12 protein-coding genes are annotated in these 15,318 nt (G+C 65.9%); 10 read left to right on the top strand and 2 right to left on the bottom strand.

Annotation, left to right across the window (positions count from 1 at the left end):
- Positions 1 to 11 precede the first annotated feature (11 nt).
- The 3 genes from JWQ89_RS14795 to dhaK are packed head-to-tail and all read left to right on the top strand — an operon-like array spanning position 12 to position 2,870.
- Positions 12 to 290, top strand: a complete 279-nt coding sequence (locus JWQ89_RS14795) for an HPr family phosphocarrier protein (RefSeq protein ID WP_299642224.1) — start codon at positions 12 to 14, stop codon at positions 288 to 290.
- Positions 271 to 1,884: a phosphoenolpyruvate--protein phosphotransferase gene (ptsP, locus tag JWQ89_RS14790; RefSeq protein ID WP_299642223.1), complete on the top strand. Its 1,614-nt coding sequence runs from the start codon at positions 271 to 273 to the stop codon at positions 1,882 to 1,884. Before JWQ89_RS14795 ends, ptsP begins: the two co-directional genes overlap by 20 nt.
- On the top strand, positions 1,881 to 2,870 hold the full coding sequence (gene dhaK / locus JWQ89_RS14785) for a dihydroxyacetone kinase subunit DhaK (protein WP_299642221.1): 990 nt from the start codon (positions 1,881 to 1,883) through the stop codon (positions 2,868 to 2,870). The genes ptsP and dhaK overlap by 4 nt, the downstream gene beginning before the upstream one ends.
- Before the next feature lie 19 nt (positions 2,871 to 2,889).
- Here the strand turns inward: dhaK and JWQ89_RS14780 are convergent, their stop codons facing one another.
- Both JWQ89_RS14780 and JWQ89_RS14775 read right to left on the bottom strand, forming a co-directional pair.
- Positions 2,890 to 3,369, bottom strand: coding sequence for a L,D-transpeptidase (locus tag JWQ89_RS14780; protein ID WP_299642219.1), 480 nt, complete (start codon positions 3,367 to 3,369; stop codon positions 2,890 to 2,892).
- A 52-nt stretch (positions 3,370 to 3,421) separates the two neighbouring features.
- Positions 3,422 to 5,350, bottom strand: a complete 1,929-nt coding sequence (locus tag JWQ89_RS14775; RefSeq protein ID WP_299642217.1) for an ice-binding family protein — start codon at positions 5,348 to 5,350, stop codon at positions 3,422 to 3,424.
- 920 nt (positions 5,351 to 6,270) lie between these two features.
- On the opposite strand from JWQ89_RS14775, the gene JWQ89_RS14770 reads away from it, so the two are divergent.
- The 7 genes from JWQ89_RS14770 to JWQ89_RS14740 form a co-directional block, all read left to right on the top strand.
- Positions 6,271 to 7,980 carry a peptidase M14 gene (locus tag JWQ89_RS14770; protein ID WP_299642216.1) on the top strand — a complete coding sequence of 570 codons (1,710 nt, stop codon included), beginning with the start codon at positions 6,271 to 6,273 and terminating at the stop codon, positions 7,978 to 7,980.
- Positions 7,981 to 8,206: 226 nt separating this feature from the next.
- Entirely contained in the window at positions 8,207 to 8,932 is a 726-nt protein-coding gene (locus tag JWQ89_RS14765) for a FadR/GntR family transcriptional regulator (RefSeq protein ID WP_299642214.1), read from the top strand.
- Between the two features lie 15 nt (positions 8,933 to 8,947).
- Positions 8,948 to 10,606, top strand: coding sequence for an amidase (locus tag JWQ89_RS14760; RefSeq protein ID WP_299642213.1), 1,659 nt, complete (start codon positions 8,948 to 8,950; stop codon positions 10,604 to 10,606).
- A 90-nt stretch (positions 10,607 to 10,696) separates the two neighbouring features.
- Positions 10,697 to 12,241 carry an ABC transporter substrate-binding protein gene (locus JWQ89_RS14755; RefSeq protein ID WP_299642211.1) on the top strand — a complete coding sequence of 515 codons (1,545 nt, stop codon included), beginning with the start codon at positions 10,697 to 10,699 and terminating at the stop codon, positions 12,239 to 12,241.
- A gap of 63 nt (positions 12,242 to 12,304) precedes the next feature.
- A complete protein-coding gene (locus JWQ89_RS14750; protein ID WP_299642209.1) occupies positions 12,305 to 13,246 on the top strand; it encodes an ABC transporter permease in 942 nt (313 codons plus the stop codon).
- A gap of 6 nt (positions 13,247 to 13,252) precedes the next feature.
- Positions 13,253 to 14,071 carry an ABC transporter permease gene (locus tag JWQ89_RS14745; protein ID WP_299642208.1) on the top strand — a complete coding sequence of 273 codons (819 nt, stop codon included), beginning with the start codon at positions 13,253 to 13,255 and terminating at the stop codon, positions 14,069 to 14,071.
- A gap of 3 nt (positions 14,072 to 14,074) precedes the next feature.
- Positions 14,075 to 15,318, top strand: a 1,244-nt coding sequence (locus tag JWQ89_RS14740; RefSeq protein ID WP_299642207.1) for an ABC transporter ATP-binding protein, incomplete at its 3' end; no start/stop codon positions are given.

The raw sequence follows: 15,318 nt of genomic DNA, 5'->3' as shown, positions 1-15,318 counted from the left end.
TGGAAGCACAGGTGCTCATAACCCACGAAACGGGCCTCCACGCCCGCCCCTCGGTCAAGCTCACCAAGCTCGCCAAGGGTTTTGTCGCACGCATCGAGCTTGCCGTGGTGGAGCAGGGGCCCTGGGTCGACGCCAAGTCGATCGTCAAGGTCATGGCCACCCGGGCGCCCCAGGGGTCCACCCTGTTTATCCGTGCCGAAGGCGACGACGCCGAGGCTGCGGTCGCGGCGCTGGTCGATCTCGTCAGGCGCGACTTCGACGAGGGAGCGCATGTCCCAGCCAACGACTAGACTCGACCGCGTCACCGGCACCGTCGCATCCATCGGCTACGCCTCCGGCCCGCTGTTCATCCTCGACGGCGGCGATGGCGCCTACGCCCCGAGCGGCGACCCGGCGGTCGAGACGAAGCGCCTGCGCGCCGCCCTCGCCAGGTCCGCCGCCGAGATCGCCGAACTGATGGCCAAATCCAACGACGAAACCGCCGCCATCCTCGAGTTCCAGATCGCCATGATCGAGGACGACAACCTCTCCGATCCCGCCTTCGCCGCCATCACGACCGGCGCCGACGCCGCCACCGCCTGGACCGATGCGCTGCTGGCAGAAGTTCATGGCTATGAAGCAGCCGAAGATGCGTACTTCGCTGCACGAAGCGCTGATCTTCGAGACATTTCCAACCGGGTCCTCCGCGCCCTGAGCGGCGCCACCGACCGCCAGCCACCTCCGGGCGCCATCCTCCACGCCCGCGATCTCACCCCCACCCAGTTCCTCTCGATCGACTGGAAACAGGGCGGTGGCATCGCCCTCGGCGCGGGCAGTTCCGCGAGCCACGTTGCCATGCTCGCCCGCTCCCGCGGCGTCCCCATGCTGGTCGGCACCGGCCCCATCGCGGTCGCCACGGGCGATTTCGTCCTCCTCGACGCCGAGCGCGGCCGCCTCGATATTCTCCCCGACACCGAGGCCCGGCACGAGTTCCTCAAGGCCTCCACAGCCCACCTGCACCTCGTCCAGGCCGCCCGCAGCCACCTGCGCGATCCGGCCGTTACTGCCGACGGCGCGCCCGTCGAAGTGCTGGTAAACATTGCGGAACCCGCAGAAGCAGACACCATCGACATCGCCACCTGCGACGGCATTGGCCTGATGCGCACCGAGTTCCTGTTCCGCCACGGCCTCCCCGACGAGGAGACTCAATACGCCGCCTATCGCCGCGTCATCGAATGGGCCGCCGGCAAGCCCGTCACCATCCGCACCGTCGACGCCGGCGGCGACAAGCCGGTCCCGGGGTACACGGTGGAGGAAACCAACCCCTTCCTCGGCCTCCGCGGCATCCGCCTTTCGCTCAGCCGCCCCGAGATCTTCCGGGTCCAGATCCGCGCACTGCTGCGTGCCTCGTTCACCGGCAACGTGAAGGTCATGCTGCCCATGATCAGCGCATTGTCGGAATACACGGCGGCAATGAATCTGTTCCGGGAAGTCTCGGAGGAACTGAACGCGGCCGGCATACCGCATGACTTTCCGCTGATCGGCATCATGGTCGAAGTCCCCGCCGTCGCCATCCACCCTGAGCCCTTCCGCGACGTCGCCTTCTTCTCCATCGGCTCCAACGACCTTGCGCAGTACGTCATGGCCGCCGGCCGCGACAACGGCGCCGTCGCCGCCCTCAACGATGTCCGACATCCGGCAATCCTGTCGCTGATCCACCACGTCGCCAACTACGGCGAGCGCTATGGCATCCCGGTCGGCCTCTGCGGCGACGCCGCGGGCGATCCCGCCGCCATCCCCGCGCTGATCGCCTCCGGCCTCCGCGCTCTCTCGGTCAGCCCCGCGCAACTGCCGCTCGCCAAGGCCGCCATCGCCCGCACCCGCACCACGGATTCCGCCGAATGAAGAAGCTGATGAACGCCGTCGAGAGCATCCTCACCGAGAGCCTCGACGGTTTCGCCGCCGCCCACGCCGACATCGTCACCCTCGGTCCGGAACACAAGTTCATCCGCCGCAGGGTGTTGCAGCCCGGCAAGGTGGCGCTGATTTCCGGCGGCGGCACCGGCCACGAGCCGCTTCACGCCGGCTTCGTCGGACTCGGCATGCTTGACGCCGCCTGTCCCGGCCAGGTCTTCACCTCGCCCACCCCCGACCAGATGCTCGCCGCCGCCGAAGCCGTCGATACCGGCGCGGGCGTCCTCTACATCGTCAAGAACTACGAGGGCGATGTGATGAACTTCGACATGGCCTCCGAGATGGCCGCGGGTCCGGTCGAAAAGGTCCTCGTCAACGACGACGTCGCTGTCGAGGATTCGCTCTACACCACCGGCCGCCGCGGCGTCGCCGGCACGCTGGTGGTCGAAAAGATCGTCGGCGCCGCCGCCGAACAGGGCAGGGATCTCGCCGCGCTCAAGGCGCTGGGCGATCGCGTGAACCGCGCCACCCGCTCGATGGGCGTCGCGCTCACCTCCTGCACCGTTCCCGCCTCCGGCAAGCCGATGTTCGAGATCGGCGCCGACGAGATGGAGTTCGGCGTCGGTATCCACGGCGAGCCGGGCCGCCGCCGGGACAGGCTCAAATCCGCCGACGCCATCGCAGAGGAAATGTGCGCCGCCATCGCCACCGATTTCGACGACATCTCCGGCAAGTCCGCGCTGCTCTTCATCAACGGCTTCGGCGCCACTCCCTCGATGGAGCTCTACCTGATGTACAACGCCGCCCGGCGCATGTTCGAAACCCGCGGCGTCAAGATCGCTCGCTCGCTCGTCGGCAACTACGTGACCTCGCTCGACATGGCCGGCTGCTCGATCACCCTCAGCCTCCTCGACGACGAAATCCTTCCCCTCTGGGACGCCCCCGTCCACACCGCAGGCCTCCGCTGGGGAGCGTAGGCACCAGGTCCAACCCCCGTCACCGCATCACCACAACCGGCGTCCCCGGTTTCACCCGCGCGAACAGATCGGTGATGTCGGCATTGTACATCCTGATGCAGCCATAGGACACGAAGCCGCCGATCGAATCCGGCGCATTGGTGCCGTGGATGGCATAATTGCCGCCCGACAGAGTCATTGCCGCCGCGCCCATCGGATTGGCCGGCGACCCGCTGGGGACAACCGCCGGCAGCTCGGGCCGGTCGCGCCTGATCTCGGCCGGCGGCGCCCAGTTCGGGCGCAGGAATTTGGCCTCGATGAACGAGCTGCCAACCCATTGCCGTCCGGCCCGCCCCACGCCCACCGGGTAGCGCAGGGCCTTTCCCTCGCCGAGGACGAGGTAGAGCTTGCGCAGGCTGGTCTTGATGACGATCGTGCCGGGAGCAATTTCGGCCGTGAACACTACGACCTCTACCGCCGTAGCCGCCGACGCAAAGGCGAGGCCCGCGGCGAGAGCCATGGCCACTGCCACTCCCCTCGCCCAGGGCCCCCGCAACCTCATGCGCAACCGTTCACCAGGTGTACGACAGCGTAGCGTCGGCCCCGTAGCTCCGGGCGTTCGCCGCAAAGTCACCCCTGACCGACGCCCCAAGCCCCCACCCGTTGCTGGCGGCGATCTGCCCGCCGGCGGAGACGAGCACGGAATCGGCGGCAGGCGTTGCCCCTTCGACCTCGAAGCTGGTCCCCGGCAGTGCCTGGAATCCGGCGGTAACGTTGGACGTCGTCCCGAAATGGTGCTTCCAGGCCGCCTTCACCCAAAGCGACAGCGCGGCGTCGTCTGCGAAGGTCGTGTCCCACACCGCGGTGGCACCGATTTCAGTACTGGCGGCCAGCACCGTCGAGGCGTCGTAGTCGAGCGCGAAGGTCGAAACCCCGGAGACCGTGGTTTCGCTGTAGGCCGGCTTCATGAACGCGTGCCCGCGTATGGCAGCATAGGGAATGAACCAGCCGAGCTTGTAGCCGGCCTCGAGTTCGGCGGCCACATCATGAGCGGAAAACTCCGCCCGAAAGTGGTCGACGCCGGCGATGGTCACGTACCGGTCGGTGGTGAAGGCATGGTAGCCATAGGCCAGCGCGCCTTCGACATAGGCATTGCCGAAATCCTTGTGGCCATAGGCGGCGAACTGCAGCGCGTCGCTGTGGCCGCTGCCAAACCCGTCGGCCAGCGAGAAATTGGTACCGCCAACCGAGACGGCGAGGCCGACGGAGCCGTCTTCCCACAGCAGGCCATCGAAACCGAAGGCGACTCCGTAGTCGCGCGTCGTTCGGTCATGGCTGCCGACGCCGGCATCGCCTTCCGTCAGGCTGTAACCGCCATATGCGGCCATCCAGATATTCCAGACGCCTGTCTCCGGCCCCTTGCTGTCGAACGATCCGAAGGGTGAGTCCGGCGCCGTGCGCGCTTCCGGCCAATAGCCCATCACGCTGACCGTGCCGGGACCAGTGTCGTCGGCGGCAACCGTGACGCCCGGGCCGGTGCGATCGCCGAGCACCACCGAGAGAAACGAATCCATCGACTGGATGCCCGCCGGTGCAACGCCCGTGGCCACCTCGCCGGCCAGTTGCGCCAGCGCCGCGGCCAGTTCGGCCGGCGTCAGCAGGCCCAGCACTCCGAAGCCCAGCGGCAGCGTTCCGCCCCCGGCCACATAGTCGTCGAGCGCGTCCGCCACCGCATTCTCATTGTCGGTGCCATCCGGACCGAGCACATCCCCGATAGTGCCGGGAGCCACGGCGAAAGTGCAGATATTGATGAGGTTGTTGATCAGCGTAACTGCGCCATTTCTCGCCCACGCTGCCCCGCAATCGATGCTGGCGGTGGAGTCCAACGAAATGCTTGTCAGCGCCAGGATCTGGCCCTTGAAGGCGGTGGCGCTGCCGATCGTAGCGGAGCTTCCAACCACGAAGAAAACGTTGCTGGCTTGAACCGTGCCACCTAGCACGATGGCCGAACTCGATGCAGTCGTTAGCGTGCTGCCGATCTGGAAGATGAACACATCGTCGGCATCGCCGGTCAGCGTCAGCGTCCCAGTGAGCTGAGCGGCATCATCGAAATTATATACCCCCGCAGTCAGCGGGCCGGCGAGACCGAGGTCCACACCCGTCAGATCAATCGTGTACGGCCTCCCCATCAGCACATTGTACGCTGTGGTCAGGTCGTTCTGCGCCTGAAGGGCCACAGCGTTGTTCGCATAGATCGAGCCCCCCGTCACCAACCCAGGAGGAAATCCGGTAACAGCCGTCCCCGGCCAGAGCCCGACGTTGCCGTTAATGACGGTCGGTCCAACATTGGTGATCGTCGAGCCGGCAAGGACCGCGAAACTATTCAGTTCCTGTGCGCCCGCACTCGTCGCCATGACGAGGATACACGGCGCCAGCATGCAGGCCAGCAGGTCTGCCGAAAGGGGGGCGTGGCGCCTCATTGGATTGGCAATTCGAACCATGATCCGCTCCTGATCATTGGGTTTCCAAAGAACTCTGATGAGCGGACCGCACACGCGACCCGCCCCAAGGCCTGGATCAACTGGACGAACGAAGGAAGGAAACAGCAAGTGCCCACGCCGCAAAACGGGAGCCGAACTGGTAGAGTCTAGTGGCCTGAGACTACGTGTACTTAATATTGATCGGTTAAAGCTTCGTCGCAAGAGAATAACGGCAGGTGTCAGCGACACTTTGATAATCTGTTGCAAAATTACGATACAACATGAGAACTAGGCACAAACGCGTACTATTTGTCCATATCTTAGAAGGGGTTTTTCGCGACGTGGCGCAGATATTTCGTCTGGATTTGAACAAAATGATTGAATTACAAGGCGGTAGTATCATCGGATCGGGGGTGGCCAAGCCATTCCACTATGTAGGGCCGGAGGTTGAGTCCAGCGCAATAGTGCTAATCCGGACCCCGTGCACACACGCTGTAATGCTGGTAGAATTGCGTACAGGGGTCGATCATTGGCAGCTGATCTCTTCCGGCGCGGTCGCGAAAACTGCACCTGGAACGCGACTCGACCACGCCGGAACACCGATCGCCGCGCGAGGAAAAGCCCCCGATATTCAGATCGCGACTGGACTTCGAACCCTCGAATGCGTATCTCCGACCCGCTGTCGGGCTTCGCCGCCCGATGGCTGAGGCCCAGCGGGAGTTCCACCTCCCTTGCTGGGCCTCGCTGTTTCAGGGCAGCCGCCATGGGGGCTGCGAGGTGGCCCAGCCGCAACGGCCACGTGTTTCCCTGCCCGGGACCATCGAACCCCGCTGGTGTCATCCCAGCGAAAGCTGGGACTCATCCTTCCGCCTGCGCCAGACTGGAGTTGGGTCCCTCCTCGATGACTGGCTGCGCGACTATCCCGATCCCAAGGGTGTGAAATGACTGTCCTTCTCGATTTCATTGCCGAGCGCACCATCGACGCGCTGGTCGACCGCCTGCTCGCGAGGCGACCGAGCGGGGCGGTCGAGGCCTGGCTGTTCGAGGACACCCCGACACGCCGCGCGGCCGAGGCGAAGCTCGCCGATGCCGGCATCACGGCGCGCATGCGAAGCGCCTACAAGCCGCTGGTGCATTTCCTGACCGAAGAGGCGCCGCCGATAATCAAGACGATCGATGTCCGCTACCCGATCAGCCCCAATGCCTCGCAGAAGCGCTTCCTGCTCGAAGCCTTCCCGCTTGCCGGCATGGTCGATGGTGCGACGCTGACCTTTGCCGGCGAGGCGACCAACGACCTCACCTATCGCGTGACGCTGGACGGCGAAATGTTTGAAGTCTTCGCCCCCAACCGCGTTCATACTGACCATTGCGGCGACCCGCAGCTCAGTCCAACCGGCTGGCTCCGCATCCCTGCCGACGGCATCGACGAGCCGATCACCACCGATTTCGAGCAGGTCTATGCGCGGGCCATGGACGCGATCGCGACGTTCGACTTCGGCACCACCGCCCCATTGTTCGACGAGCTCAACATCCGTGTCACCCTGCCGGCGAGAGACGAGAAGCTGCCCGTCGGCGAGGAGGCGATCAGCCTCGCCGAGGCCATGCACGAGGATCTCTACTTCTCGGTGATGGAAATCTTCCAGGCCCGGCTCGGCTCCGGACGTTCTGACCGCCGCGCCCGCCCGGGCCATATCGTGCCGCAGGTCGGCCGCGCCGAGGGACCTCCCTCGGTACGGATCGAAACGCGCCCGCTCTACCAAGCCGAGGCGTCGGTGCCGTTTCAGCCGCTTGCAGCGGCAACCCATCCGCTGGGCGTCGATCAAATCCGCGCCGAGATCGCAGCGCTCGGTCGCGAGCCGATCACGGCGCGGTCCCGGGCGGGCAGGGCGCTGCCGGGGGCCTACAAGCCCGGTACGGACCTCGGAGTGATCATCACCTCCGGCCAGCATGCCAATGAGACGACGGGCATTGTCGGCGCCGTCCGCGGCGCGCAGCTGCTAAACCAGCGGCCCGAAGCGCATTTCGCGGTCACGCCGCTCGAGAACCCCGACGGCTACGCCCTGCACCACCGGCTGCGGGCCGAGCACCCCAACCACATGCACCACGCCGCGCGCTACACAGGCCTCGGCGACGACGTCGAATCCCGCGGTGCCGAGCCGATTTTCGAGAGCCTGATCCGGCGCGAGCAGCTCAGCCGCATGGACGCCAGGCTCCATCTCAATCTCCACGGCTATCCCGCCCACGAATGGACCCGGCCGCTCTCCGGCTACCTGCCGCAGGGTTTTGAGCTCTGGACGCTGCCCAAGGGGTTCTTCCTCGTGATGCGCTGCCACAAGGAATATTCCGAGCTTGCCGAAAAGCTGCTGATTGCCACGACCGAAAAGCTGGCCGAGGTCCCTGGGCTGGTCGACTACAATGCCAGGCAGATCGCACTCTATACGGCGCATGTCGGCCCGCCGTCGACGTTCCGCGTCGTCAACGGCTTCCCGATCACCGTCAGCTCGGACGTCACCTACGACGTCCCGATGACACTGATCTCCGAGTTCCCCGATGAGACGATCTACGGCGAGGAGTTCATCCTCGGCCACACCGCGCAGACGGCAACAGTGATCGCCGCCTACGATGCCTACCAGGCGCTGGCCACTGGCTAGGAGGCGCAGCACGGCGGCTAGACCGCTAGTCCGGCCGCCCGGGCGGCGACTTTCCGAAGCTGGTGGCACCATACCATTGCCCGCTTTGGTAACTGCGAAGCGCGTCTCCCGCCCTCCCGCGGCGGGCTGCTCCGCCTAAAAATCAGGCATCGATTGCAGTTGACACATTCTTGTGCGCGGCTAAGCTGAACCAATAGGGCATTGGTTCGGTACGGCTCGGCAGCACATGTTCGACGGCGACGTCACCAACAATTCGACCATTGTCCGCGCCAGGCTCATGGCGCTGATCAACAATGGCGGCGTTGGGCAGGACGGCCGGCTACCGACAGAACGGGAGCTCTGCACCCAGCTGCATGTCGGGCGGCGTGCCGTGCGGCTGGCGCTGGAATCCCTCGAGGCCGAGGGGCTGATCTGGCGGCGGCAGGGGAAGGGGACCTTCGCCGGTCAGCAGCCTGACCCGACTGGGGTGCTGGCCGCCCAACTGGTCGGCGAAACCACCCCTGTCCAGGTGATGGAAGCCCGCCTTTGCATCGAGCCGGCGCTGGCCTCGCTGTGCGCGCGACGGGTCCTTCCCGACGACGTCAAGCGGATGCGCCACCTCGCCCGCCGTGTGCTCGATGCGACGGACCCCGACTCCACCGAGCTCTGGGACGGGGCATTGCATCGCCTGATTGCGCAGGCCGCCGGCAACCGCCCGTTGATGACCATGTTCGCCCTGCTCGATGAGGTTCGCGCCAACGAGGTCTGGCGCGGCCTGCGATCGAGGGCTCGTTCGCTCGAAACGCTCAAGATCACCGACCGACAGCACAACGCCATCATCGACGCAATCGAGGCCGGCGACTCCGACGCTGCCGGCAGCGCCATGCACGAACACCTCTCCACGCTCATGCAAAATCTCACCCGGGTGGGCGCGATGGCGCCTGCTGCGATCCCTATTCCAGCCAAATTCTAGAGACGAGGAACAGCAGTGAACGAGCAGGTGCTGAGCAGCAGCGACATCGAGTCGGCGGAAAAGCTGCTGGGGGTCACGTACACCGCCGAGGAACGCCGGCAGATGCTGGACAACCTCGAAGGCCAGATCGAGTCGGCTCGGCTGCGCCGCGCCGTCGCGCTGCCCAATTCCACGCCGATGGCGTCCCGCTTCGACCCCAGACTGGCGAACTTCCGCATGCCGCACGCGGCCGGCTCGCTGCGGCTCTCCAAAATTGTGGCGGTCCCCGTGCCGGCCAACGATGAAGACATCGCCTTCGCTCCGGTGACGCGACTATCCGCCTGGATCGCGTCGGGCGCGATCACCAGCCGGCGACTGACCGAGATCTACCTCGCGCGCATCGCTGCGCTCGGACCCAAGCTCGAATGCTTTGCCATGGTCACGACCGAGGTCGCCCGCGCCGAGGCCGACGCCGCCGACGCCCTGACCCGCGCCGGCACCAATCTGGGGCCGCTGCACGGCATCCCCTATGGCCTGAAGGACCTGTTCGACACCCGCGGCATCGTCACCGGCTGGGGCGCGGAACCCTTCCGCGACCGCGTGCCGGATGCGGACGCGACCATCGTCCAGAAGCTGCGCGCCGCCGGCGCCGTGCTGCTGGGCAAGACCACGGTTGGCGCGCTCGCCTACAACGACATCTGGTATGGCGGGCGGACGCGCAATCCGTGGAACCTCAACGAAGGCTCGAGCGGCTCGAGCGCCGGCTCGGCCTCGGCGACCGCCGCCGGCCTCTGCGCTTTTTCCATCGGCACCGAAACCCTCGGCTCCATCACCTCACCCAGCCAGCGCTGCGGCACCACCGGCCTCAGGCCAACTTTCGGACGGGTATCGCGTGCCGGCGGCATGGCGCTGTGCTGGTCGCTGGACAAGGTCGGCCCGATCTGCCGCTCGGTCGAGGACACCGCGATCGTGATGGCCGCTCTTAACGGCGGCGATCCCCCCGACCGGTCCTCGATCGATGCGCCGTTCCATTTCGATGCCGAGGCCGGGATCAAGGGCCTGCGCCTCGGCTACCTGGCCGAGGCGTTCGGGGAGGGGGCCACCGAGGTCGACCACGCCGCACTGGAAGCGGCGCGACGGCTCGGGATCGAGGTCGTCGAGGTCAAGCTGCCTGAGCTCCCGTACGGGGCGCTGATGAACATCCTCTATGCCGAAGCCGCCGCCGCGTTCGAGGGGCTGACGCTCGAGAACCTCGACGACACCCTGACCTGGCAGGATGACGGCGCCTGGCCCAATACCTTCCGCAAGGCTCGTTTCCTGTCGGCGGTCGACCACATCCAGCTCGACCGGCTGCGCTACGAGGTGATGCTGGCGCTCGACGGGCTGTTCCACGAGGTCGACGCGTTGATCGGCCCGTTCATGACCGGGCCGATGCTGGTCGCCAGCAATTTCACCGGCCACCCCTGCCTGCATTTGCGCTCCGGCTTCGAAGAGCTCGGCACGCGCAGTCTCGCTTCGCTGGGTGCGGGAAAGCTCACGACCGGCGAGGAGGATGGCTCCAGCCGGAAATTCACTGTCCCGCAGGGCATCTCGCTCTGGGGCCGGCTCTTTGACGAGGGCCCGATCCTCAACCTGGGCATCGCGCTGGAGCGGGAACTGGCGGTCGCCGACCGTCGCCCGACCTTGGCCAGCTAGCCCGGACAATTCAACCAACCAACGAGAAGCCTGCCCGAGCAGGACGGTCGCCGGATCTCAGTTCACGACGTCAACCACAGGGACATCATCATGAAGCGCAGGCAATTCCTCTCCTCGACGGCGATGCTTATGGGTAGCACCGCCGTGTTCTCCTTCCTCCCCGGCGTGTCGCTGGCGCAGGAAACGCCGGTGAGCGGCGGCACCCTCATCTGGGGCCATTCCGAGACCGTCCAGAACCTCGACATGCACCAGACCGGCACCGCCTCGACGAACCGCGTTCTGCAGAACGTCCACAATTCGATCGTCACCGTGGACGCGAACCTGTCCGTCATCCCGATGCTTGCCGAGAGCTTCGAGGAAAGCGCGGACGGGCTCACCTACACCTTCAAACTCCGGCCCGGCGTCAAGTTCCACGACGGCAAGACCATGACCTCCGCCGACGTGAAATACTCGTTCGAGCGCTGCAAGGACCCCGCGACGGGCGCGGTGAACTTCGAGGTCTTCAACAACGTCGCGGCGATCGAGACTCCCGACGACCTTACCGTCATCGTCAAGATGAGCGGTGTGAACGCGCCGTTCCTCAGCCGCCTCGCCGAGAACGGCGCCGGCGTCATCATGCCTGAGGGCTCGGGCGACAAGCAGGGCACCACGCCGATCGGCGCCGGTCCCTTCAAGTTCGTCAGCTACGAGGCCGGCCACCAGGTCGAACTCGCCCGCTTCGACGACTACTGGGACGGCCCGGCCTATCTCGAGAAGGTCATCGCCCGCGAGATCACCGAGCCGACGGTGCGCCTGACGGGTCTGCGCACCGGCGAACTGCACATGATCAACGACATCCCGGCCGACCGGATGGACGAGATCAAGGCCGACACCAAGTTCCAGACCGTGACCTGGTTCCCGCTCAACTGGGACTTCGTCAACCTCAACCACGACTTCGAGCCGTTCAAGGATCCCAAGGTCCGCATGGCGATGGACCTGATCATCGACAAGGAGATGCTGCTGCAGGGCGCTCTGTGGGGGCAGGGCCGGACCACCGCCTCGCCGAGCTATCCGACCTCGGCTTCCTACAACTCGGCCCTCGCCAATCGTCCGCAGGACATCGAGAAGGCCGTGGCGCTGCTCGCCGAGGCCGGCTACGGCCCGGGCCAGCTGAAAGTCGTGTTCAAGGCGACCACCAACTACCCGTACCATATCGAAGCGGCGCAGATCATGGTCGAGTGGTTCAAGGCCGCCGGCGTCGACATGACCATCGAGCAGCTGACCTGGGCGGATTGGCTCAGCCAGGTCTGGGTCAACAAGGACTTCCAGATCTCGATGATGAACTTCTTCACCCTGTGGGAGCCGGACTTCCTCTACTACAGCCTCTGGCACTCGACCGGCGCCTTCAACTATCGCCATATCAGCGACCCGGTGATCGACGACCTCGTCACCAAGGCCCGCGTGACGGTGGACCCCGCAGCGCGCGCCGACATCTACAAGCAGGTGCAGCAGCGGGTGTTCGACGAGACCCACGACATCATCCTGTGGTTCCGCAACGGCTCGATCGCCGCGCAGACCACTGTCAACGGCCTCGACACCATCGTTCACCCGAACGGCTCCAACCTCAACTTCCACAAGGTGTGGCTGAAGGCCTGACCGACCTTGCCCCGGCCGGCCCGATCCTTCGGGCCGGCCACCCGCCCCACGTGGATATTGCCGATGAGCTATCTCCTCAATCGCCTGCTCTCCATCGTCCTGACCCTGTTCCTCATCTCGGCGATCACTTTCGGCGTCACCAACATCCTGCCCGGTGACGTCGCCATGATGATCATGGGCACGCAGAGCAATCCCGAGGCGCTGGAGGGCCTGCGCCATTCGCTTGGCCTCAATGACCCGCTCATCGTCCAGTACGGCCGCTGGATCGCCGGCATGTTCACCGGCGACTGGGGCCAGTCGCTGATCTTCAAGGCGCCGATCCTCGACCTCCTGGGCCAGAAGATCAAAGCCAGCGCGCTCATCGTGGTGATGTCCATGGCCATCGCCCTCGCCGTCGCGGTGCCACTCGGCGTCTGGTCGGCGGTTCACCGCGACAAGTGGCAGGACAGCGTCTCGTCCTCCGCCGCCTTGCTCGGCGTCAGTCTCCCCGATTTCTTCTGGGGCATCATGCTGATCCTGCTCTTTGCCCGCACTCTCGGCTGGCTCCCTTCGAGCGGATACGCCGACCCGGGGGTCGATTTCGGCCTCGCCGTCGAGCACGCCTTCCTGCCGTCACTGGCACTGGGCCTGGGCCTCATGGCGCATCTGACCCGCATGACCCGCTCCACCATGGTCGGCATCCTCGGCCAGGAGTTCATCCGCGTCGCCCGTGCCAAGGGGCTGGCGGAGCGCACCGTCATCTGGCGCTACGGCCTCGCCAACGCCATCGGCCCGGTGATGACCATCGCGGGCCTGCAGGTGGGCTACCTCTTCGGCTCGATCATCGTCATCGAAACGCTCTTCAACTACACCGGCATGGGCTGGCTGACCTACCAGGCGCTGTTGAACCGCGACGTGCCGCTGATCCAGGCCACCGTCTTCGTCATCGCCGCCGTGGTGATGCTCACCAACCTGCTCGTCGACCTGCTCTACCTGCTTGTCGATCCGCGCATCAGGCTGGGGTGACCGCCGATGAAGCGTTTCCTTACGCCCAAGGCGCTGGTTGGACTGGGAGTGATTGTCGCGATCCTGCTCATCGCCATCCTCGCCCCGCTCTTCATCCCCGATGCCGCCGCCAACAAGATGAACATGGCCGCGCGTCTCAAGGGGCCGGCGCTCGCGCACCTGCTCGGCACCGACCAGCTCGGCCGCGACCTGCTCTATCGCGTCATGCTCGGGGCGAGGACCTCGCTGACCATCGCGGGCCTCGCGGTCGGCCTCAGCATCATCATCGGCCTGCCGCTCGGCATCATCTCCGGCTACTATCGCGGCCATGTCGACAATGTGCTGATGCGGCTGGTCGATACGCTGCTGAGCTTCCCGGCGCTGCTCTTGGCGCTGACCATCAGCGCCATGCTCGGCCCGAACCTGCAGAACACCATCATCGCCATCGGCATCGCCTTCACCCCGTTCCTCGCCCGCATCGTCCGCGGCGAGGCGCTGCGGGTGGTGCAGATGCCCTATGTCGAGGCGGCGCGCGCCTCCGGCACCAACGACCTGCAGATGATCCTCAGGCACATCCTGCCCAACATCATGCCGCAGATCATCGTCCAGGCGACCATCAGCCTTGCCTTCGCCATCCTCGCCGAGGCTGGCCTCTCCTTCCTCGGGTTGGGCACCCAGCCGCCGCAGTCGAGCTGGGGCCTGATGATCCAGGCCTCCCGCGACTATCTCGACGTGGCGCCCTGGACCGCGCTCGTTCCCGGTGCCGCCGTGGCGCTCACCGTGCTCGGCCTCAACATGTTCGGCGACGTCCTGCGCGACGTGCTCGACCCGCGGGTCAGGGGGTAAGCCATGCTCGATGCCATCGAACCAGCCGTTGCCGTTGAACCGATCGTCGCCATCGACAAGCTCCGCGTCGAGTTCCAGACCGACGGCGGCACCATTGTCGGCGTCGAGGACGTCAGTTTCTCCATCCAGCCGGGCGAAACCGTCTGCGTCGTCGGCGAGTCCGGTTCGGGCAAGTCGGTGACCTCGCTGTCGCTGATGCGCCTCGTCGAGTTCGGCGGCGGCAAGATCACCGGCGGCAGCCTGCGCTTCGTGCGCCAGAGCGGCGAGGTGATCGATGTCACCAAGTCGCCCATGTCCGAGATGCAGTCGATCCGGGGCAACGAGATCGGCATGATCTTCCAGGAGCCGATGACCTCGCTCAACCCGGTCTTCACCATCGAGCGGCAGCTGACCGACGGCCTGCAGCGGCACCGTCACCTCGGCGCCGACGCTGCCCGCGCCAAGGCGCTCGACCTGCTCAGGGAAGTCCGTATCCCCGAGCCCGAGCGGCGGCTGAAACAATATCCGCACGAACTCTCGGGCGGTATGCGGCAGCGCGTCGTCATCGCCATGGCCATGGCCTGCCGGCCGCGGCTCTTGATCGCCGACGAACCGACAACCGCACTCGACGTCACCATCCAGGCCGAAATCCTCGCCCTCATCGACCGGCTTAAGCGCGAGAACGGCATGGCCGTGCTGTTCATCACCCACGACATGGCGGTGGTCGCGCAGGTCGCCGATCGCGTCGTCGTCATGTATCGCGGCAGGATCGTCGAGGAGGGCCCAGTCAACCAGATCTTCGAGGCGCCGAAGGAGAACTACACCAAGGCGCTGCTGGCGGCTGTCCCCAGGCTAGGCTCGATGCGGGGCAAGCCGGCGCCCGAGCCGATGCCGATCATGGGCGCCTCCACCGAGCCCACCCTTGCCAGGGCCGTCGCCGAGACTGCCCCGCGTGTGCTGCTCGAGGTGAAGAACCTCACCACCCGTTTCCCTGTGAAGGGCGGCCCGCTCCGCCTCACTGTCGCCAACGTCCACGCCGTCGAAGACGTCAGCTTCTCGGTGAATGTCGGCCAGACGCTCGCGCTGGTCGGCGAGTCGGGCTGTGGCAAGTCCACCACCGGCCGCTCCATCCTCCGGCTCGTCGAGGCCACCTCGGGCCAGGTCTCGCTCGATGGCTGGGACATCCGCGCGCTCGGCCACGCCGACCTCCGCCGCGCCCGCCGCGACATGCAGATGGTTTTCCAGGATCCCTTCGCTTCGCTCAATCC

This window comes from Devosia sp. (assembly GCF_028290645.1).
Taxonomy (GTDB): Bacteria; Pseudomonadota; Alphaproteobacteria; order Rhizobiales; family Devosiaceae; genus Devosia_A.
Note: the sequence above shows the minus strand (reverse complement) of the source record. Positions and strands in the feature narration are given on the sequence as shown.

What these genes read in the sequence shown, in the direction of transcription:
- ptsP (WP_299642223.1), top strand. Translation starts at nt 271, where the DNA reads ATGTCCCAGCCAACGACTAGACTCGACCGCGTCACCGGCACCGTCGCA.
- JWQ89_RS14755 (WP_299642211.1), top strand. Translation starts at nt 10,697, where the DNA reads ATGAAGCGCAGGCAATTCCTCTCCTCGACGGCGATGCTTATGGGTAGC.
- JWQ89_RS14750 (WP_299642209.1), top strand. Translation starts at nt 12,305, where the DNA reads ATGAGCTATCTCCTCAATCGCCTGCTCTCCATCGTCCTGACCCTGTTC.
- JWQ89_RS14780 (WP_299642219.1), bottom strand. Translation starts at nt 3,369, where the DNA reads ATGGCTCTCGCCGCGGGCCTCGCCTTTGCGTCGGCGGCTACGGCGGTA.
- JWQ89_RS14770 (WP_299642216.1), top strand. Translation starts at nt 6,271, where the DNA reads ATGACTGTCCTTCTCGATTTCATTGCCGAGCGCACCATCGACGCGCTG.
- JWQ89_RS14745 (WP_299642208.1), top strand. Translation starts at nt 13,253, where the DNA reads ATGAAGCGTTTCCTTACGCCCAAGGCGCTGGTTGGACTGGGAGTGATT.
- JWQ89_RS14765 (WP_299642214.1), top strand. Translation starts at nt 8,207, where the DNA reads ATGTTCGACGGCGACGTCACCAACAATTCGACCATTGTCCGCGCCAGG.
- JWQ89_RS14775 (WP_299642217.1), bottom strand. Translation starts at nt 5,350, where the DNA reads ATGGTTCGAATTGCCAATCCAATGAGGCGCCACGCCCCCCTTTCGGCA.
- dhaK (WP_299642221.1), top strand. Translation starts at nt 1,881, where the DNA reads ATGAAGAAGCTGATGAACGCCGTCGAGAGCATCCTCACCGAGAGCCTC.